Origin of the sequence: Ensifer sp. Root954 (genome assembly GCF_001429005.1) — a bacterium.
Taxonomy (GTDB): Bacteria; Pseudomonadota; Alphaproteobacteria; order Rhizobiales; family Rhizobiaceae; genus Ensifer; species Ensifer adhaerens.
Genome location: NZ_LMJM01000027.1, coordinates 9,768 through 30,531, shown reverse-complemented (window position 1 = coordinate 30,531; position 20,764 = coordinate 9,768). Strand labels below are relative to the sequence as shown.

At 64.1% G+C, this 20,764-nt stretch carries 17 protein-coding genes and 1 riboswitch; of the genes, 4 read left to right on the top strand and 13 right to left on the bottom strand.

Features of this window, described 5'->3' with window-relative positions:
* Positions 1–155: 155 nt before the first annotated feature.
* Together ASE71_RS22030 and ASE71_RS22025 are read right to left on the bottom strand one after the other, a co-directional pair.
* The gene (locus ASE71_RS22030; RefSeq protein WP_060520580.1) at positions 156–1,229 is read right to left on the bottom strand and encodes a cyclic nucleotide-gated ion channel; all 1,074 of its coding nucleotides are present in this window, start codon (positions 1,227–1,229) and stop codon (positions 156–158) included.
* Between the two features lie 130 nt (positions 1,230–1,359).
* Positions 1,360–1,770, bottom strand: a complete 411-nt coding sequence (locus ASE71_RS22025) for a GFA family protein (RefSeq protein WP_060520579.1) — start codon at positions 1,768–1,770, stop codon at positions 1,360–1,362.
* 180 nt (positions 1,771–1,950) lie between these two features.
* Between ASE71_RS22025 and ASE71_RS22020 the strand changes: the two genes are divergently transcribed.
* Complete coding sequence (locus ASE71_RS22020; RefSeq protein WP_034788108.1) at positions 1,951–2,367, top strand: nuclear transport factor 2 family protein; 417 nt, start codon at positions 1,951–1,953, stop codon at positions 2,365–2,367.
* A gap of 120 nt (positions 2,368–2,487) precedes the next feature.
* Positions 2,488–3,897 carry an adenylate/guanylate cyclase domain-containing protein gene (locus ASE71_RS22015; protein WP_034788105.1) on the top strand — a complete coding sequence of 470 codons (1,410 nt, stop codon included), beginning with the start codon at positions 2,488–2,490 and terminating at the stop codon, positions 3,895–3,897.
* A gap of 41 nt (positions 3,898–3,938) precedes the next feature.
* Here the strand turns inward: ASE71_RS22015 and ASE71_RS22010 are convergent, their stop codons facing one another.
* The 11 genes from ASE71_RS22010 to ASE71_RS21960 form a co-directional block, all read right to left on the bottom strand.
* Entirely contained in the window at positions 3,939–5,696 is a 1,758-nt protein-coding gene (locus ASE71_RS22010; protein WP_060520578.1) for an adenylate/guanylate cyclase domain-containing protein, read from the bottom strand.
* A 172-nt stretch (positions 5,697–5,868) separates the two neighbouring features.
* Positions 5,869–6,630, bottom strand: coding sequence for an MBL fold metallo-hydrolase (locus tag ASE71_RS22005; protein ID WP_060520776.1), 762 nt, complete (start codon positions 6,628–6,630; stop codon positions 5,869–5,871).
* Positions 6,631–6,786: 156 nt separating this feature from the next.
* The gene (locus ASE71_RS22000) at positions 6,787–8,343 is read right to left on the bottom strand and encodes a caspase family protein (RefSeq protein ID WP_060520577.1); all 1,557 of its coding nucleotides are present in this window, start codon (positions 8,341–8,343) and stop codon (positions 6,787–6,789) included.
* Positions 8,344–8,657: 314 nt separating this feature from the next.
* Positions 8,658–8,936, bottom strand: a complete 279-nt coding sequence (locus tag ASE71_RS21995; protein WP_034788099.1) for a hypothetical protein — start codon at positions 8,934–8,936, stop codon at positions 8,658–8,660.
* Between the two features lie 168 nt (positions 8,937–9,104).
* On the bottom strand, positions 9,105–11,903 hold the full coding sequence (locus ASE71_RS21990) for a mechanosensitive ion channel family protein (protein ID WP_082566457.1): 2,799 nt from the start codon (positions 11,901–11,903) through the stop codon (positions 9,105–9,107).
* Positions 11,904–12,029: 126 nt separating this feature from the next.
* Positions 12,030–12,590, bottom strand: coding sequence for a DUF924 family protein (locus ASE71_RS21985; RefSeq protein WP_060520576.1), 561 nt, complete (start codon positions 12,588–12,590; stop codon positions 12,030–12,032).
* Positions 12,591–12,681: 91 nt separating this feature from the next.
* Complete coding sequence (locus ASE71_RS21980) at positions 12,682–13,665, bottom strand: FecCD family ABC transporter permease (protein WP_060520775.1); 984 nt, start codon at positions 13,663–13,665, stop codon at positions 12,682–12,684.
* A gap of 87 nt (positions 13,666–13,752) precedes the next feature.
* Positions 13,753–14,706, bottom strand: a complete 954-nt coding sequence (locus ASE71_RS21975) for an ABC transporter substrate-binding protein (protein ID WP_060520575.1) — start codon at positions 14,704–14,706, stop codon at positions 13,753–13,755.
* A complete protein-coding gene (locus ASE71_RS21970) occupies positions 14,703–15,506 on the bottom strand; it encodes an ABC transporter ATP-binding protein (protein ID WP_034788088.1) in 804 nt (267 codons plus the stop codon). Before ASE71_RS21970 ends, ASE71_RS21975 begins: the two co-directional genes overlap by 4 nt.
* A gap of 22 nt (positions 15,507–15,528) precedes the next feature.
* On the bottom strand, positions 15,529–15,942 hold the full coding sequence (locus ASE71_RS21965; protein WP_034788085.1) for a DUF1636 family protein: 414 nt from the start codon (positions 15,940–15,942) through the stop codon (positions 15,529–15,531).
* Between the two features lie 104 nt (positions 15,943–16,046).
* Positions 16,047–16,263: riboswitch (cobalamin riboswitch) on the bottom strand.
* A 177-nt stretch (positions 16,264–16,440) separates the two neighbouring features.
* Entirely contained in the window at positions 16,441–16,917 is a 477-nt protein-coding gene (locus tag ASE71_RS21960) for a RidA family protein (RefSeq protein WP_200949942.1), read from the bottom strand.
* A 481-nt stretch (positions 16,918–17,398) separates the two neighbouring features.
* Here ASE71_RS21960 and aspT point away from each other — a divergent pair, with 481 nt between their 5' ends.
* Both aspT and ASE71_RS35170 read left to right on the top strand, forming a co-directional pair.
* Positions 17,399–19,087 (top strand): aspartate-alanine antiporter, encoded by a 1,689-nt coding sequence (gene aspT, locus ASE71_RS21955; protein ID WP_226020693.1) that lies wholly within the window; start codon positions 17,399–17,401, stop codon positions 19,085–19,087.
* Positions 19,088–19,145: 58 nt separating this feature from the next.
* Positions 19,146–20,764, top strand: a 1,619-nt coding sequence (locus ASE71_RS35170) for a bifunctional aspartate transaminase/aspartate 4-decarboxylase (protein ID WP_082620424.1), incomplete at its 3' end; no start/stop codon positions are given.

The following is a 20,764-nucleotide window of genomic DNA, read 5'->3' as shown; positions in this document are numbered from 1 at the left end:
CAGCTCCGCGCGTTCTTCATGCCCGCCTAGTCGCTGTAACTTGCAGGCGCCATGCTAGAGGAGAAAGGCTTTCTTCGGTGTTAATAAGCGGCCGGCGAATTAACGAGACCGGCGTGCCGGCTTGAGACGTCCGGCCGCCGTGACGCCGGCTTTTCTCATGCCTCCGGGGTTCGGCCACGCCGCGTCTCGGCGGTCCGGCGGATGACCTCGGCGATCTCCGGATTGCTGCTCGACAGCATCTGGAAATCCTCCGAATAGAGCGACAGCAAAGAGACCTCTGTGGCGGCCGTGACGGTCGCAGAGCGCGGCTCACCCGATATCAGCGCCATCTCGCCGAAGAAACTGCCGGGCCCCAGCTCGACCGGCGTCGGTGACGACGTTGCAATCGTCACGCGCCCCTCGACGATGAAGTACATCTGGTCGCCCGGCTCGCCCTTGCGGCAGATGATGCTACCTGCCGGCACCGCCCGCGGCCGCAATGCCCTGACGATCTCGACGAAGGCGGCCGAGCCGAGCTTTTCGAACAGCGGCACCGCCGCGACCAGCTGCCAGTTGCGCACGAAATCCTGGCGGCGCACTTCTTCGAAAAACCCGGTGGCGAGAATGCCCGCCCAGAGCGCAAAGATGCCGATACCGCTCATCATCACCAGACCGGCAAGCACCCGGCCGGCCAGCGTCTGCGGGATCTCGTCGCCATAGCCGGTGGTCGACAGCGTCACCACCGCCCACCACATGGCCTGCGGAATGCTGCCAAACTTGTCCGGCTGGATGTCGCGCTCGATCAGATAGGCGACCAGCGATGCGCCGAAGAGCACGATGCCGAAGAGCGAGGTGACGCCGACGAGATTGGGCGCGGCGCGCGCCACCACCCGGCCGAGCAGCCGGAAGAAGGTGGAATGGCGCAAGGGTTTCAAGAGCCAGACTCCGCAATAAAGGCTCTGGTCGCGCGGATCGGCGAACAGGAAGGCGGCCAGCGGAACGACGACGGCCACCATATCGATGACGAGATGCGGCATCAGCGCGCGACGATCCGCCGTGGGCCAGGCGGCGAGCGTATCGGCCAGCTGCAGCACATAGAAAAGCCAGAGGCCGCCAAGCACCAGCTCCAGCGAGAGCCGCGCCGTCGCGCCGATATTGCGCGTCGTCAGCGCCGCGACGGCGGCAAGGCCGAGCGCTGCCAGCAGTCCGTTGAGCGGCGTGGAAATTCGTAAGGAAGGCCGTGCCGACATTCACTCCCCCAGCGTCCGCTCGCCGACGACGCCTCGGCCGGACGGGGGCGGCAACGCTTTGATCTAAAGCACAATTCACTGCATGAATCGATGCTCATTTAAGGGGATTCGAATTTGTAGCGAAACAGGCCTAGTAGCGGGTGTCGGACGGCTCCTCGTCGCCTGTGCGTTCGCGATCTTCCTGGTACTGCGCGGCACCCTCCACTGGCCGCAGCCAAGGCTCCCGGCGCTTGACCCAGAGTTCGTAGCTCGGCTTCAGCGGCGTCGGCGCCTGGGACAGGATGCCGAGCTTGACCTCCGCCTCGCGCGCGTCGACCGAAAAGACACGCGAGCCGCAATGCGAACAGAAGCACCGGCCCTGGAAATCCGAAATTTCGCCCGAATATTCAAACTGTTCCGCGGGCCAGATGCCATAGAAGGTGAAGGCGGATCCGCTCTCCTTGCGGCAGTCCATGCAATGGCAGATGCCGACCCGGATCGGTTCGCCGCGCACCGAGAGCGCGACCCGACCGCAAAGGCATTTTCCCGATAGCGCCGTCATGTTCCTACCCCCTGTCCCAACCGTGATGCCAGACCAAGGAAACGACGTGGTCGGTTGTTCGGTTCCCACGCTTGTTGCCGGCATCAAGATGCGCTCTGAGATCGCCTGAACCCGACTGTCTTGGCGGAACCTTTCGCGGTTTGACGCCTTCTGCCGGTATGCCAAACGGAGGTACGAACCATGGCACATGCCGACGAACAGGAGATTATCGACCTCGAACAGGAATTCTGGCGAACCATTCTGGAGAAGGACACCGAGGCATCCGTGGCCATGCTGCCCGAACGCTCGATTGTCGTCGGCGCGCAAGGCGCAGCGGTGCTCACGCCGGACGACTATCGCAGAATGGCAGAACAGGCCGAGCGTTCCTGGAAGCTCAAGTCGTTCCGCCTCGACGACGTCAGCGTGGTCTTTCCGCGCGAGGACGTCGCCGTCATCGCCTATACGGTGACGGAAGAGATGGATGTGGACGGGCAGCCTTTGACACTGAAAGCCGCCGACGCCACCACCTGGATACGCGAGAACAGCGGTTGGCAGGCCTGTCTGCACACGGAGTCCGTGCTTGGCGATCCCTTCGGTCGCGACCGCAAGGTAGCCTGAGGAGTGCTGGCGAGGTAGAGCGTAGCGAATGACGGGAAGGCGGTCGGCCGCTTTCCCCTCGACCAATCCTCACCGATAAACCGTCTGCCCCGGCGCCCGTTTTCGGTGTAGGATGCCGGCATGAGTGAAGCCCAGCCTCTGTTCGATATGCTGCGCCAGACCGTGCAGCCTGAAATCGCCGGCGTATTGGAGCGATTTGTCCGGGAAGCGCCGGACCGCAAACTCGGCCGCATCAACGCACTCGCCTTTGCCGCCGAGCACGGGCTCGACGAGGAGAAGGCGATCGCCGCCTTCCTGCATGCTTCCCGCCTCGGCCTTTTCGAGCTTTCCTGGAATGTGCTTTGCCCCGGCTGCGGCGGAGTACTCGATGCCAACACCTCGCTGAAGACCGTGCAGAGCGACACCTATACCTGCTCTCTCTGCGCCGCCGGCTATGAGCCGACGCTGGACGAGATGGTGGAGGTGACCTTCACCGTGAACCCGCGCATACGCCACATCGAGGCCCACAGCCCGCACGAACTGACGCCGCTCGAATACTTCCGGCAGATCTACTGGGGCTCCGGCATCGAGTTGCCCGAGGAGGGCTACGAGGCCCAGGTCGACGACTTCATGATCGAGGCGCTGGAATTGCCGCCCGGCGAAAAGGCGGTGATCTCGCTGCAGATGCCGGCGGAATTCATCATCATCTTCGAGCCGGTCACCCATGCCGCGCAGTTCATCGACGTCAAGGGCGAGCCGACCAAGGAGCGGCGCACGCTGTCGCTGGTCTTCGACCGCGGCCATCGCCACGACGAAGCGCTGACCATGCAGCCCGGTCCCTTGCGCATCCAGGTGGAAAACCACACGGATGTCCGCACCCTGCCCTCGGTCTGCATCGCCAACGACGCGCTGCACGATATCCTCGGCCGCCGCCGGCCGTTCCTGACCGCCAAGCGGCTGCTCTCCAACCAGACCTTCCGCGACATCTACCGCACCGACACGATCGACGTAGACCAGCGGCTGAAGATCACCAGTCTCACCTTTCTCTTCTCCGACCTGCGCGGCTCGACCGAGCTTTACGAGCGGGTCGGCGACCTCGCCGCCTTCGATCTGGTGAAGACCCATTTCAGCGTCGTCAACGAGATCGTTGCGGCGGAAGCCGGCGCGGTGGTCAAGACGATCGGCGACGCCGTCATGGCCACCTTCCCGACGCCGGACCGGGCGGTTGCGGCCGCCATGCGCATGCGCGACGCCATGCGACAGCTGAACGAGGACCGCGGCTCGGAAGACCTGCTGCTGAAAATCGGCATCCACGAGGGACCGTGCATCGCCGTCAGCCTCAACGAGCGGCAGGACTATTTCGGCCAGACGGTCAACATCGCCTCTCGGGTGCAACACCTCGCCAGCTCGCGCGAAATCTTTGCGACCGGTTCGGTGCTCGACGATCCGCGCGCCTCGAGCCTGCTCAGCGATCGCGGCCTCAACCCGCAATCGCACAATGTCGCGCTCAGAGGCATCACGAACGAGATCAGCATTTTCTCGATCCCGTGAGGCTGGCCGGGAACGGAACGCCCATATCCCGCGAGCGGCGATCAGCGTTCGGGCAAGCCGGCTTGCCGTAGCGCCTCGGCCATCTGATGCTGCCACTGCGGTATCCTCTGAAACCAGGGCAGTGCCCGATACCGCTCGATCGTGAACCCCGGCTCTGCTGCCAGCAGCTTCTGCGCCGCCCATCGGGCGGTCTCCATGTCCCCGGTCATCGCCGACCAGGCCGCGAGGTGGCGATAGGACCAGGTCACGTCAGGATAGTTGTTGACGACGTCCTGGGCGATCGCAATGGCTTCGGAGAGAGCCCCTTGCATGGCCATGGAAAAAGCCATCCCCAGTCTCATGTTGAATGCGAGCGGGTCTCTCGGGCTCAGCGTCATCCCACGCCGGAAGCGCTCCGTTGCGCGTGCGGGATCGTCCGTGAAGATCGCGATCCAGCCGAGCCGAGCCCATGCCCAGGCATTGTTCGGATCAAGCGCCAGCGCCTTTTCGATAAAGGTGGCGGCGCGATCCTGATCGCCGCAGATGCTCATTGCCGCGCCAGCCGCAGTCAAAGCGGTCGGATCGTCGCTGATCGAGCCTGCACCTTCGATCGCTGCACGCGCCTGATCCAGTTCCTGCTCCGGCCGGTCGGTCCATAGGTAGGAGGCGCTCGAGGCATGGCACCACGCCAGAAGCGCATGCGCGCGGCCGTAGCCGGGATCGACCAGGATCGCCTGCCGAAGCAGTTCGATCGCCTGGTTGTTGCTATCCCTGCGGCGCCCCCAGAGACTGGGGAAGGCGCGCATGACGAAATCATAGGCGCGCAGACTGGCCGGCGGCTTGCGCTTGGCAAGCTCGATCTCGGCATCGCGGATGGCGGGGTGAATGGCGCCTGCCACCTGCGCGGCGATCCGATCCTGGAACTCGAAAATATCCTCGATCGCGCCCTCGTAGCGATCCGACCAGGATTGGGTCCGCGTCTCGGCGTCGACCAGTTGCACGGAAATGCGCAGCCGGTCGCCACCGCGGCGCACGGTGCCTTCAACCACATAGGTGACACCGAGCTCCCGGCCGACGTCACGCACGTCGACGAAGCGCCCCTTGTAGGTGAAGGCGGACTGGCGCGCGATGACGAAGAAATCCCGGACGCGCGAGAGCGCCGCAGTGATCTCCTCCACGACACCGTCGACGAAGTACTCGTCGCCTGGACCGCTCAGATTGTCGAAGGGCATGACGACGAGCGACGGCTGGTCCTTGCTGCGACCGGCCAGCGGCGCCCCATCGAGGACGCCACCTCCGACAGCGATCTCGTCTTGCCAGTCGACCCGGAAAACCAGAATGGGCCGGGGGATGTTCTTCAAGGTCCGCTCGCCGAGGCTGGTCAGCGCGAAGGGCACCTTGCCGTCGAGATGTTCGCGCACCGCCCCGGAAATACAGATGCCCGACGGGACCGCGATCTCCTGCAGGCGCGCGGCGATATTGACTCCGTCGCCAAGCAGATCGTCTCCCGAGACGACGATGTCGCCGAGATTGACACCAATGCGAAACTGCAGGTGGCGTTCGGGGGGCAGATCCTGCGCATCGAGAAGACCGCGCTGGATTTCCACCGCGCAGCGGACGGCCTGAACAGCGCTTGGAAACTCGGCGACGAGACCATCGCCGGCACTGCCGAAGATGCGGCCGCCATGGTCATCCACCAATTCGGCAATCCGCCCCCGGCAAAGGTCGAGCGCGCGAAGCGTGTTCTCTTCGTCGAGCGCTGCGAGGCGACTGAAGCCGGCGACATCGGCCGCAAGGATGGCTGCGAGCTTTCGATCCACAACGGTGACCGCTCCTGCGGCGGAGGATTTCGTTGTGTTTAATATGCGCGAATTTTCGAATATTCACAGATACCTGTGGCAAGCGAGAGCGGATCAAGACCGCAGCCGGTCAAGAAGGCGCCCCCGGCAGCCGTGCCGCACAACAGCTTGCCTGCTGCGACCTGTCGGCCGCCTAGACCACGGTCGGTATCAGGGTCAACACGTCGCCATCATCCGGAATGAGCAGCCTGGGCAAAGCGATGCCGTGGGCGCTGGCAGCAGCGCGGAGATCACCTCGGCTGACCGTCGCATGGTCGAGCGCCTCCATGTGCGTTGCAACCACGATGCTCTTCTTGGAGGCCTCGCAGACCGCGATCGTCTGCGCCGCATCCATCACGATCAGGGCGCCGTCCCAGCGTGCGCCGCAGGAATGGGTGACGATCACATCCGGCTTCGTATCGTGGATGGTCTTTTCGATGGCCGGATAGAGCACCGTGTCGCCGGCCCAGTAAACCGTCGGCTCGCCCTTGGCCTCAAGGCTGAAACCCATGACCGGCCCCATGTCCTGAACGACAGGACCAAGGCCGTGGCTGCCGTCACGTCGGGTGAGCTTCAGGCCCTGCCACTGCGCCTTGCCGAGAAGGGGCGTGACGTCGCGAAAACCAGCGCCACGGATCGCCTCCTCGTCGCCCGGCTGGCAGAAGATCGGCAGCCCCTTCGGCAAGCGATGCTTGGCGGTGTCGTCGAAGTGGTCCTCGTGCAGATGCGAGATAATGACGAGTTCGACCCCGGCAAGAATGGTATCGGTGTCGAACGGCAGCCCGACCAGCGGATTGGGCGCCCGCCCCGCAAAGGACGGCAGGCTGTCCTTCGGCCCTAGAAAGGGATCGATCAGCACCGTGTGACCGGCATAGTCGAGCTTGAGTGTCGCATTGCGGATAAGCTGGAGCTTCATGGGGTGTCCTCCCTTGCCGGAACCGGCCTTGACCATCGCGGCGATCCTTGCGCATGCGGCAGCGAAATCAAGCCCTGAAATGACGCGCGAGGGTTGAGAAACGCCGCCGTCCTTCACGCCAACCCCGTTCGATGGCGCCAGCATGCGCTGTCCGCTTCACCGCCAGCCGCAATCCCACGGCTGGCCCCTTGCGGTGCGATGACAGGCAAAGGCCCGGCCGCAGGAATGGGTGGCGGAAATCGTCATGCGGCCCCGGCCCGAGCCGCGGGCAAACATCTGCCGGAACGCGACATCGGCATTTGCGGGGCAATTGGCAAAGCTCTTTTTCTGCAGTTCGGCCGGTGGGCTGATCGCACGGGTGCCGGTGTTTTTCTGCGGTGCCTTGATCGTGCCTTGCGTCTCGCCTGGTTGCGGCAGCTTCGCCTCGCGCCGGATTGTGACGCAGCGCCCATCCTTCGCCTCTTCGTTACGGCCGCAAGCAAGCGGGCAGATCCGCACCTTCTCCGACTTCAGGCGACCGAGCACGTCGCTGGAGGGTTCGAGCGTCGCAAGGTCGACCTTTGCGAACTTGCCGAAGGCTTCGAGCGCCTTGCGGCTGCCGGCACCCCAGACGCCATCCTCGCTGCCGGCGCGACAGCCCAGCCGGTTGAGCTCCACCTGTACGGAACGGGCCAATGTCGTGTCGTCGGCATTGGGCGCGGCCAGCGCCGGATCGATGGCCGCCACGGCCTGGCCACCCGATCCGCCGGGCACGCCTTCGGATGTAGGCACTGAAGCCCGCTCGATGATCTTGATCTTTGCCTTGGCGAGCGATGCGAACGCACCGTCGGGATATTGCTGCAGATAGGCGTCGAAGAGGTCGCGGTCGGTCGCATCCTTGATCGTTTCCCAATAGGCAAGCTCGGCGGCCTGACCCGTCGCAGGCGCCTCGGCCGGCGCCGGCTTGCCGTCAACGGCGGGCTTCAGCACCACTTCGCCGGTCAGCGAGGAATTGTCCCAGGGCACCTGCTTGCCGCCGGTTGCCGCCAGCACGTCGCGGCGCACGTCGATCAGTTCGCGGGTAATGTCGCGCCCCGGCTGGCCGAGATGTTTCAAGAGCGCCGATGTGAACGGCGAATTGCCCCCCGATCCGTCGAGGGCAACATTGCCGGGCTGGGTGGAGAAAGCGATCAGCGTGCCGATGCCGGTGCCGACCTTGGCAAGGCCGCGGCCGACCGAGGCGGAGCGCGTGCCCATCGAGCGGGCGAGATTGACCGCTAGCGGATTGTCGCGGCAGGCGTCGAGCAGGATGATATTGACCCGTGTACTGCGCTCCATCGCCGACAGGATCAGGTTCATCGGCACCGCCTCGAATTCGAGATCGACAGAGGAAGCGAGCGTGGCATCGACGGGGGCGAGATAGTTTTCGCCGTTCACCTGCAGGCCGTGGCCGGCATAGAAGAACAACGCGAGGTCGGCGCCGTCGAGCCGGCCGACGAAGTCCCGCACCGCACGGCGCACGCCCGAGAGGTCGAGATCGGCGCCCGTCACCACCTCGAAGCCCAGCCCTTCGAGCTTTGCCGCCATGTCGCGCGCGTCATTGCCGGGATTGGGCAAGGTGGCCACATGCTGATAGGCGGAATTGCCGATGACCAGCGCCACACGCTTTTCGGCCAGCGCCTCCGATGCGAAAAGCACCAGCAGAACGGACAAGGCGATGCGAAGGAATGGCATGGCTCCCCCCGGCAATGCGCGGATGATCGCGACCACGAGCGTCACCCCAACGCCCAAGCGTGCTACCGGCAATGCAGCCTGTCAATGCAAGGAGAGTGTCCGGCAGGCCCGACGCGGGCTTGCCCGCCCGAACGAATGAGAGCTTCGGCGCCCTCGCCCATCCCTTGGGATTAGGCTTCGAGCGAAGAGAGCACCGCGACCGTTACTAAAGGGGCTGCCGGCGCCATCAGCGACGGCACCTGCCGACCTATCGAGCGAATGGAGTGCCGCCCGACAGCGGCGCGCCTGCCGCACCGCTGTCGCGGAATGAAAGGTTACTTGACGACGACGTTGCCGTTGACGATCTCGACGTTCTCATCGCCCTGCAGGCCGATGCGGTCACCGCTCGGCGCGGTGACGAAACAGCCGCTGGGGCAGATCATTTCGGTCGCTCCGGATGCGATCGCCACTTCCACACGGCTTTCACCCTCGACGACGATCAGAACGGCGGTCTCGCTGTCCTTGTTCGTGACAGTCGCGGCACTGGCAGCACCGGCCATCGGCGCGCCGGCCATCAGCAAACCGGAAAGCAAAGCAATCACAAATTTCTTCATCGCCCATCGACGCCAGACGCGCCGCCCTCTTGCCGAGCCGGCCGCCCCGTCGGTTACGCGACGCTGCGCCGGCCACCTCTTCAGCCGATGACCAGCGTAGTCGGTCACCAGAAGAATTGCATGCTTTTTATGGCAGGCCGGCTGAATAGTGGCTGAACGGTCCGTTTATCAGCGGTTTGGGTTTGCCCGGCGGCTTGCGCTCCGGCGGCTGCTTGCCCCCTCCACTTCGCGCTCCTCGTCGAGCGGCGCCGCAGCGGCAGTTTTCTTGTCCGAAGCGGCAGACTTGGCTGCGGCCCTTTCCTCGGCGGAGGTGGCGCCCTTCGGCTCGCCGACCTCTTCCGGGTGGTGGCTTTCGATGCCGGTCTGGTCCTCGACCGGCACGTCCTCGATCTTGACCGGGAACGGCGCACCGATGCCCTCGTCCCGGAAGCGTTCGTAGATCGAGACACGCAGGTCGTTGCGCACGCCGCCGCCGGTCAGGACGTCGGCCACGTAGATGCGCAATTCGAAGGTCATGCGGTCATCGCCAAAGGCGGTGAAGCCGACGCTCGGCGACGGGTTCTTCAAGACCATGGGATGGGCGGCCGCGATCTCGGCGAGCAGCTCCATGATCCGGCGCGGCTCGCTGGCATAGGTGACGGTGATGGCGATTTCGGAGCGGCCGAGCTTGTTGCGGTGCGTCCAGTTGCCGACCGAGGCGTTGATGAGCAGCGAGTTCGGCATCATGATCGACTGGTGCTGGAAGGTCTCGATCTCGGTCGCGCGGACAGAGATGCGCTTGACGAAACCTTCCGTCGTACCGCTGACGATCCAGTCCCCCACCTTGAACGGGCGCTCGACGAGCAGGATGAGCCCCGAAACGAAGTTCGAGACGATATTCTGCAGGCCGAAACCGACGCCGAGCGAGAGAGCACCGGCAACGAGCGCGAGGTTGGAGAGGTCGATGCCGGCCGCCGACAGGCCGATCAGCCCCGCAAGCCCGACGCCGGTATAGCCGATGCCGGTGCGGATCGAGTTGCGCACGCCCGCATCGACCCGGCTGCGTGCCATGATGTTGCCGTCGATCCAGCGCTGCACGAAACGGGTGACGGCGTAGCCGAGCGCGAAGAACAGGATGCCGGCGAGGATGCCAACCAGCGAAATCGTGATCGAGCCGATCTTGATCTCGGTCACCATCCGGTAGGCCCAGGACTCGATGTCGGCGACCTGGAAGCCCCACTGCAAGAGGATCAGCGGGATGAAGAACATCACGACCAGCGCGTAGATGCTGAGGCCCGCGGCAAGGCCGATCTGGTCGAGCGCCACCTGTTCGAGATTATAGCGCCGCTCGAGATAACGCCCGGCGGCGGTCTCCGCAAAGGCGCCCTGCTTGGCAACCGCCCGGCCGGTGAGGATGCCGATATACATCGTGACGAGGATCGCGCCCGTAATGATGATCTGCGTGGCGATGAAGCGGGCAAGACCGACATAGCCCGACACAGCGGCAATGATGAGCAAGGCGCCGGTCGCGAGCAGCGCGAAGGACACCACCCGCGGCCAGGCGCGGCCATGGGCATCGAAGGATTCATCCTTCCTGAGCGTCGGCTTGATCCAGGCCGAAGCCATGATGATGAGGCCGATGACGATGGAGGCAATGTAGCTCTTGACGACGGTCAGGACGACAGGCGAACCGAGCGCCTCGCTGACGCCGCCGAAGAGGTAGTCGAGGCCGTTGACCAGCGCCATGGCGAAGATCGCGATCATCAGCATCCGCGCGCCGCGATCGGAAACCCGGACGAGCCGCCAGCGCGAATCGCGCGGCGACAACACGGCCTGAGCGAGCCTCGTCACGAAGAAGACGACGACGGCGACCCCGAGCGTGATTGCAATGATCGGTGCGATATCGGAACGCAGCACGTTGAAGCCGCGCAGGAACAGAAAGCTCGAGACCGCGAAGGCGGCCGACGCGATGGTCGGGATCAGTGTCGACCAGAATGCGACGGAGAGCCGCCGGAAGTAGCTCGGCTCCTCATCGGTAATGTCATGCTCGATCAGCGGGCGAAAGAGCCTGCGGCTGCCGGAAAGGAACACGAGCGCCGCCAGCAGCGACAGGAACAGCGCCGTCAGGAGCGGCACGCGCTTGTAGTTCCAGGCAAAGCTCAGCCAGCTACCGACGCTGCGCGACAGCACCCGGGTCTCGTCCGCCGTCGCCGTCAGCGCGTCGTCGAACATTCCGGTCGACACTTCGGTATTCTTCAGGAGCGTATTGGAAAACAGCGCGCGCCTTGTCGCGGTAATGGCGTTGGAGAGCTTCGTCGCCTGCACCGACAGGCCTTCCGCCTCGCCGGTCAGCGCATTGATGGCACCACGTTCGGCCATCAGCCGCTTGCGCTCGGCCGTCACAATGTCGGCTTCGGGCGGTTGCCCCTCGGCCGGCGGATCGCCAAGTTCGGTCAGCCGCGCCTTGATTTCGTCGAGGCGCGGGCGGGTCGAAACCGAAACGCCGATGATCTGTTTGGCGAGCGCGTCGACCTGAACCTTGAGGTCGGCAAGCACGATGTCGTCGTCCTTGGCTTTCTCGACCCGTTCGGTCAGTCCCTTCAGTTCCTCGTCGGCCTTGGTCAGCTGCTCGGCCGCCTGGCTCTGGGCCGGCGGCGTCGCATCCGCCGGCAAGGCATCGGCCGCCGGCTGGGCATTCTGGGCAGGCTGTGTGGTTGTCGCCGTGGCACCGGGGGTCGCCCCGTTCTCCGCTGGCTGCGCCTCCTGCGCCGGCTTGCCGGCAGCAGGCTGGGCGGCGGTCTGGGACGATTGTGCCCCTTGCGGCGATTGCGCCGGCTGTGCCGATTTCTGGCCCGCCTGCCCGTTTGCCTGTGCGGTTTGTTGCGCTGTCGGCTGCGCCGCCTTCTGGGCCATGACCGGGCCGCCCACGGCAAGCGCCAGCAGGCAGACGAGAATGGCGGGCAGTTTTCCGACAGAACGCAATTTCATGATCCTTGCAGATTGAGACCGTGGTCCGGAATCGCTCCGGCCGTCTTCACGTTTCGATGTGAATACGAAAGACGGCGGAAAGATGCAAAGAACGGCGATAAATCCCCGTCAGCGCCCGCTTTCCCGTTAAAAACCGGCGCCGGGCTGCGCCAGATAGGCAAGTTCGGCCTCCGTCGAGGGCCGCGCCAGGAAGGCGTTGCGATGCGGGAAACGACCGAACTGCTCGATCACCTCGCGGTGCCGGATGGCATAGTCGAGATAATCGGCATCGCCGAGCTCGGCAAAGAGCTTCACCGACATGGTCTGGTCGGTAAGGTTTTCCGAATGCTCGAAGGGCAGATAGACGAAGGCGCGCCATTCCGGCTTGATCGCCATGTCGGCACCGGCGCCAACGGCGAGCTTGGCCTCGTGCAGTGCCAGGCAATCGGTGGCAAAGGCGAGCGGCGTGCCGCGAAACATGTTGCGCGGCATCTGGTCCAAAAGCACGATCGCCGCCAGCCGGTTTTCCGGGCTCGCGCGCCAGATCTCGTCGACACCACGGGCCAGCGCCAGGTGCGACGCCTGGAAGCGGCGGATACAGGCCTGGTCGAGTTCGTGGCTCGTCCCGAACCAGTCGTCATAGGTGAGTTCGCCAAACCAGAAATTCAGAACGTCCTGCGGCGTGCAGATGTCAGCTTCGTTCGCCATATGCTCCTCATGCGGGCCAATCGCCGATCCCTCGGCTGCGCTAACACATAGGCCGGAACCGGCCCTTGTCCATAACGTGTTCCTACCCGCCTTACGCGCGTCGCTTCAGGATGGCAATGAAGGCGATGCCGCCGACGAGCCCGGTGACGACGCCGATCGGCATGTCCTCCGGCGCCATGATGACGCGGGCGGCCAGATCCGCAAGGATGAGCGTCAGCGCCCCGAAGAAGGCCGAGAGCGGAATGACCCGCACGTTGTCGCTGCCGGCCAGAAGCCGCACGAAATGTGGCACCATCAGCCCGACGAAACCAATCGCGCCGGAAAAGGCGACCATCACCCCGGTCAGAAGTGCGGTGACGACGAACAGCGTCAGCCGGAAGCGGCGCACGGGAATGCCGAGCGTCATCGCGGTTTCGTCGCCCATGGCGAGCGCATTGATTTCGCGCGCCCGGATCATCAGCCAGCCGAGGGAGGCGAAAAGCACCACGCCGGGATAGACGAGCTGCGACCATTGCGCCAGGCCAAGACCGCCGAGCATCCAGAAGATGACCGTATGGGTCGCCCTCGGGTCCCCAAGGAAAATCATGAGGTTGCCGACGGATGTCAAGACGAAGGCGACCGCGACGCCGGCCAGCACGAGACGGTCGGCGCTGCTGCCGAGCACGCGGGAGACGAAGGCGACGAGCACGGTTGCGAGCAGCGCGCCGGCAAAGGCAAAGAGCGGCACCGTGGCAAGACCGAGGATCATGCCGGTGTGCAGCAGCGCCACGATCGCGCCGAGCGCGCCGCCGGAGGAAACGCCGAGCAGATGCGGATCGGCAAGTGGATTGCGCGTGACCGCCTGCAGCACGGCGCCAGTCAGCCCCAGCCCGGCGCCGACGAGGCCCGCCAGCATGACGCGCGGCAGGCGCACGTCCCAGACGATGCTCTCGCGCCCCGCCGACCAGAAAGCCTCGACGCTGCCCGGCGAAATCTTGCTGGCGATGATCGACCAGACGGTCGCAACCGGGATCGGCGCCGAGCCGAGCGATACGCCGGCCGTGACGGTCAAGGCCAGCAGCAAAAGCGCCGTCATGAGACCGGCACCCGCCTTCAGCGCCCGTGCCGGCGCTAGGCGTGAAACGGCGACGGGACCAGGCGACGCATCCTCAGCCAGCATCGCTTACAGGCCCTCGCCCTGAAAGGCCTTGGCAAGCCTGGCAATGGCGTCGATGTTGCGCGGGCCTGGCGTCGCCTCGACATAATCGAGCACGACGAAGCGATCGTTCTTGACGGCATCGACATTCTTGAAGGCCGCATTGTTCTTCATGAAGGCGATCTTGTCCTCGGCCTTCACCTCGCCGTAGTTGACGATGACCACCACTTCCGGGTTGCGCTCGATCACCGGTTCCCAGGAGATTTCCACCCAGCTCTTTTCCACGTCGTCCATGATGTTGGCGCCGCCGGCGGCCTCGATCATCGCCGTCGGAATGCCGAAGCGGCCGGAAGTAAACGGCTTCTCTTCGCCGGAATCATAGACGAAGACCCGCGTCGGGTTAGCCTTGCCGGCGGTCGCCTTGGTGATTTCGGCAAGCTGGCGGCGATAGCCGTCAACCAGCGTCTCGGCGCGATCCTCGACGCCGAAGATGCGGCCGAGATTGAGAAGATCGACGAACATGTCGTTCATATCAGGCTTCTGCTTGGCCATCACGTGGATGCAGGATTCGGTCAGCTCGTAGACGCCGATCTTGAAGGGCGCCAATGTCTCGGGCGTGACCTCGCCGCCGACCTTCATGCCGTAGTTCCAGCCGGCAAAGAGGAAATCGGCATCGGCGTTGAGCAGCACTTCCTTGATCGGATATTTCTCCGAAAGCTCCGGCAGTTCCTTGACGCCTTCGCGCAGCTTCTCGTCCAGCGTCTTCCAGCCGGAAACGCCGGTATAGCCGACCATGCGGTCCTGGAGCCTCAGCGCCAGCATCATCTCCACCAGGTTGACGTCGTTGGCGATCGCGCGCTTCGGCGCCGCGTCGAAGGTCACCTCGCGGTTGCAGCTCTTGACGGTGACCGGATAGGCGAGCGCCGGCGTGGCGGCGGCAAGCACGAAAAGAAGGGAAAATGGGGCAATATTGATCTTCATGAAATCGATCCCTGTCGAGGAAGTGAAAAGGAAAAGCGGGCGCCGCCGGCAGCGGCATTGTGAACGGTGGCGGTGACGCCGAAGGCGGCCGAAAGCTCGCTGGGGCTGAGCACCTCTTCGGGCGGGCCGAAGGCCGTCAGCCGCCCGGCGGTCAAGATCGCGACATCTGTCGCAAACTCGGCGGCGAGGTTGATGTCGTGCAGCGTCGAGACGATTGTCAGCTTCAGCGTCTGCAAGAGCTCGAGGATTTCGAGCTGGTGGCGGATGTCGAGATGGTTCGTCGGCTCGTCGAGGATGATGATGCGCGGTTCCTGCGCCAGCGCGCGGGCGATCAGCACCCGCTGCTTCTCACCGCCCGAAAGCGTCGAGAACTGGCGACCGGCAAGATGGGCGAGATCGAGATGCGCGAGCGCATGCTGCACCCGCTCGCGGTCGAAATCGTTCCAGCCGCTCAGGCCCTCCCGCCGCGGAATGCGTCCCATCATCACGACGTCGCGCACGCTGAAGGGAAAATCGCCGGGCATCTCCTGCAAGACGACGGCGATTGTCCTTGCCGCCTCGCGCGCTGAGATCGACCAGAGATCGACGCCATCGACCGAAACACGGCCGGCGTTCGGCTGCACCGCCCGGTAGAGGCAGCGCAGAAGCGAGGTCTTGCCGGCGCCATTCGGCCCGAGGATCGCAAGCCGGCTGCCGGCCGCGATCGCAAAGCCGATGTCGTTGACCAGCGTCAGGCCCGAACGCGGCCCCCAGCGAAGGCCCTCGACCGTGAGGGCTGCACCCGTTGCGTTGCAGCTCATGGGTTCGTTCCTCTGCGCGACCTCATTGGAAGTGCCCGCCAAGATCTTCGGAGACGAGCATCGCCGCGGGAATGCGGGCAAGCGTCTTGCCTTTCAGCCCGCGCGGCCGTTCCGCCGCCCGCGTCATGCCATCGCCACGCTCGGCATAGGTTGTGGCAAAGCGCACGAGATCGTCGATGTCCTCTTCCGGCGAGACGTCGCCGAAGAGATAGGTCGCCTTCCCCGTCGCCTGGAAGGCGATGGTGCAGGGCCGCGTGCAGGCCGCCATGCAGACCGTTCCGGCGATCGAGAAATCGCGATCGAGCGGTGCGCCGAGCGCTGCGATGCTCAGGTTGAGCCGCTTGATCAGCTCGGCACCGGGCACGCATGGGCCGCCGGTGAAGCGGCAATCGGTGCAGACCGTTATCTTGTGCTGTCGGAAATTCGGCTCAGCCATTCCTGCCCTCCGCCGGACTGACGGCAAGAGATGGCGAAGCGGCAAGAGGACGGAAAACCGTCGTATGAAAGCCAGTTCTTTTCCATCGGAACACCCCGTCCGTTGTGGTTGATCGGTTCGATGGCAGGTCTCCTGGCTCGCGGGTCGTGGCGCATCCACGTCTTCCCGGTCTTCGACCAGTGACATGGTGTGAATGCGCTTTCCGCTCACAGTTGCGGGGGCAGCCACGGTCTCGGCCCCATCAGGGTCGTCCGTTCCGTGTTCCCTTTTCAGCCGCTTCCGCATTGTCGCGGACGCAGCACCATCAACGCCTTCCTCGCATGAATCGGCGGATGAGACAACCGCACGACACAGGCGGGAGGGATCTATCAACATGCGGCGTTTCGTCATGCGAGATTTGTTATAAAATAACATTACGTAGCGCAAGCCAAAAATTGGGCGCCGGACACAATCCGACGCCCGCGATAGCGACCACGCTAAAAGACGTGCCGTGCTACCTCAGAACTCCGGCGGCAAGAGTTCGGCCGTCAGCGTCACCGCGACAGAGGCGTTGCCCGGCAGGTTGCGCACGCCGCAGACGGAGCGAACATGGCCAGCCCTTTCGCCAAAGGCGGCCGCCAGAAGCTCGGAAGCACCGTCGAGTACCTTCGGGTGCTCCAGGAAATCCTCAGTGCAGGCGACATGTCCCTCCAGCCGGACGATCTGGCGAATACGCTCGAAACGGCCGAGATGCTCATGGATCTGCGCCAGCGCGTTGAGCACTGCCAACTCTGCGGCCTTGCGCCCCTCGTCGATGGTCACATCGCGCCCGAGCAGCCCCGTATGCACGAAGCGCCCGTCCAGCAATGGCCCCTGCATCGAAACATGAAGCATCTCACCCGCCTCGATCACCGCGCGATAGGCGCCGAGCGGCCTCGGCGGCGTCGGGAGCTGAACGCCAAGTGCGCCGAGCCTTCGGATAACCTCGTCCATCATTGCTTCCCCTCCTCGTCACCTTACGAACCGGCCGCCTTGCGGAGACGACACCGCTTTTTTCTCAAGCCCTCGAAATTCTGCCGCCCCTATCGCAAGCAGCAAGACGCGCCGTTCCGTGCCCAGCAACTTTTCCAGGCATAACCAAGAGAAAACGCCTCATGCCTCACGTTGGGAGATAACGTTACGAATTACAACACCAGAGTTGAAGTGCCATCGCGATCCGGGCCAGTGCCGCGGTCTTGCGATCGAATGCGACCGACACATCGCGGCGGCCTCGATCCCCAACCCCAAGTAAAAACGCTGAAATGTAACATACGTTACGCTCACGTAACCCTATGCCCGTTGAGAATTTCGACGACCGAAGCGACAATTGCCGGGATTAAGATTGGGCATCGACAAGCCTCGGAAACAAGCTCAACTTAGCCGCGCAGATCCCGAAATGAAGTGACGGCAACTCAACTTTCAGAAGGGAATAGCATCAGTGAATCCCATTGATTTCTTCGTCGACACGCTTCGGACCTATCCGCCTGTCGCCGTCTTCCTCGCCCTCGGCATCGGCTTCCTCATCGGTCCGATCAAGGTCGCGGGGTTCAACCTTGGAAATGTCACCGCCACGCTGCTTGCGGGCGTTCTCATCGGACAGCTGGGTATCCAGGTTTCCGGCGACCTGAAATCCACCCTGTTTTTGATTTTCCTCTTCGCCGTCGGCTACGGCGTCGGGCCGCAATTCGTGCGGGGCTTGAGCACCGATGGACCGAAACAGATCGCCTTTGCGCTCTCCGTGCTGGTGCTGTGCCTCGTCGTTCCCTATCTCTGCGCGCTGATTGCCGGGCTGCCGCTCGGCTATGGCGCCGGCATGTATGCCGGCTCGCAGACGATCTCGGCTGCAATCGGGGTTGCGACCGACCAGATCAATTCGCTCGGGCTGACGCCGGAGCAGGCCAAGACCTTTGCCGACCAGATCCCGATCGCCTATGCGGTGACCTATATCTGGGGCACGATCGGCTCGGCGATCATCCTCGCCCAGCTCGGTCCCAAGCTTCTCGGCATCGACCTTCCGGCGGCCTGCCGCGAATACGAGGCCAAGCTCGGCGGTGGCAGCGAAAGCAGCGAGCCCGGCATTACCCGCGCCTATCACGACTTCGGCCTCCGGGCCTATCGCGTCGACGCGGCAAGCGGGCTCACCGGGAAACCGGTGAAGGACATCCTTCCCGGGATCCGCGTCTTCGTCGAGCGCCTGCGGCGCGGCGACCAGATCATCGAGGCCGATGGCAACACCGTGCTGCAGCCGGGCGACGTCGTCGCCTTTTCGGGCCGGCGTTCGCTGCTCGTCGAAAACCTCGACAACAAGCTGCTCGAGGTCGAGGACAAGGAGCTGCTCAACGCGGAAGCCGAAGTCCTCGATGTCTACGTGACCAGCAAGGCGCTCGCCGGCAAGACGCTGGCGGAAGTCAGCACCATGGATTGGGCGCGCGGCGTCTATGCTCGCAAGATCATCCGCTCGCTGGTCGAGATCCCGGTGCTGCCCGGGACGACGGTCGAGCGCGGCGACATCGTCACCATCGGTGGCGCGAAACGCCATGTCGAAGCGGCGATCAAGGCGCTCGGCTTTGCCGACCGGCCTGTCGAGACGACCGACATCGCCTTTCTCGGCTGGGGGCTTTTCATCGGCGCGATGATCGGTGCGCTGACGATCACGATCGGCGGCATCCCGATCGGCCTTTCGACCTCCGGCGGCGCGCTTCTGGCGGGCCTCGTGCTCGGCTGGCTGCGCACCACCTACCCCGCCTTCGGCCGCATCCCGTCACCGGCGCTGTGGCTGATGAACACGCTCGGCCTCAACATCTTCATCGCCGTCGTCGGGATCGGCGCCGGCCCGGGCTTTGTCGCGGGCCTGCAGGAGGTCGGCATTTCGCTGTTCATCTGGGGCGTGGTCGCCACGTCGATCCCGATGATCGCTTCGGTGCTCCTCGGCCACTATGTCTTCAAGTTCCACCCGGCGATCCTGTTTGGCGCCTGCGCCGGTGTGCGAACGACGACGGCAGCGCTCGGCATGATCCAGGAGGCGGCCAAGAGCAAGGTGCCGGCGCTCGGCTACGGCATGCCCTACGCCATCGGAAACACGCTGCTGACCATCTTCGGCCTCGTCATCGTCATCATGCTCGCCTGAGGCGAACGGGCGAAGCCGACCATCGTTCAAAATGCATAGATCACAGGGAGTGTGGACCATGTTGGACAGAAATTTCTACGACAGCCTATCCGATCTCAGCCCGTTCGAAATCAAGGACGAACTGATCAAGCTCGCCAAGTCGAGCTCACAGAAATCCGCCAAGGCTTTCCTCAATGCCGGCCGCGGCAACCCGAACTGGACGGCGACACGCGCTCGCGAAGCCTTCTTCCTGCTCGGCCAGTTTGCGCTGACGGAAGCCAAGCGCGCCTATTACGACCCGAAGGCCGGTGTGGCCGGCATGCCGCCGAAGGACGGCGCCCACGCGCGGTTCGAAAAGTGGACGAAGAAGCTGCTGCAGAACACGGCCGACTGGGACGAAGAGGATGAAGGCATCCCGCCGGCAAAGACGCTTTCCGACGCCGTCAACTACGCCATCACCACCTTCCGCTTCGATGCGGACGCCTTCGTGCACGAGCTCACGGACTCGATCATCGGCGACAACTATCCGGTTCCCGATCGGGCGCTGCACCACAACGAGATCATCACCCACGAATACCTGATGTGGGCGATGTGCGCCGGCCACCGACCGAAGGCAAAGTTCGACCTTTACCCGGTCGAAGGCGGCACCGCCGCCATGTGCTACATCTTCAAGGCACTGAAGAACGCCCGCCTGCTTAACGCCGGCGACACGATCGCGCTCGGAACGCCGATCTTCACGCCCTATCTCGAAATGCCGGAGCTGGAGGACTACGATCTCAAGACCATCAACGTCAGCGCCGAGCAGGAGGACCGGTTCCAGTTCACCGACGAAGACATCAAGGCGCTGGAGAACCCCAAGGTGAAGGCGTTGTTCCTGGTCAACCCCGGCAACCCGTCCGCCGTGGCGATGGATCCGGATTCGATCAAGCGCCTTGTCGACCTCGTCAACAAGAAGCGCCCCGACCTGATCGTGCTGACGGACGACGTCTACGGCACCTTCGTTCCGGGCTTCCAGTCGCTGCTTGGGCATCTGCCGCGCAACACGATCGGCGTCTACTCCTATTCGAAGTACTTCGGCTGCACCGGCTGGCGCCTCGGCGTCATTGCCGTCGCCGAGGACAACATCTTCGACGAGAAGATCAAGGCCCATGGTGAACCGATCCAGAAGCTCCTCGAAAAACGCTACAAGGCGATGACGCCGAAGCCGCGCGAGGTGAAGTTCATCGACCGCATCGTCGCCGACAGCCGCGACGTGGCGCTGAACCACACCGCCGGCCTGTCGCTGCCCCAGCAGGTGATGATGACGCTCTTCGGCCTGGTCGAGCTGATGGACGTCGAGAAGGCTTACCAGAAGGCCTGCATCGCCATCTGCACCAAGCGCTTCTGGAACCTGATCGAGGGCATGGGGGTCGAGTCCAATCCGGGCATCTATTTCGACCACTATTACGGCATCATCGACTTCGAGTTCTGGCTGCGCAAATATGTCGGCGAGGATGTCGTCACCTGGGTGAAGGACAACATCCACCCGCTCGACATTCCCTTCCGGCTTGCCGAGGACCACGGCATCGTGCTGCTCAACGGCTCGGGTTTCGATGCGCCGAGCTGGTCGGCACGCGTCTCCTTCGCCAACCTCAATGACGAAGCCTATTCGCAGATCGGCCGCGCCGTGCGCTCGGTGGCGCGCGGTTACGTCCAGAC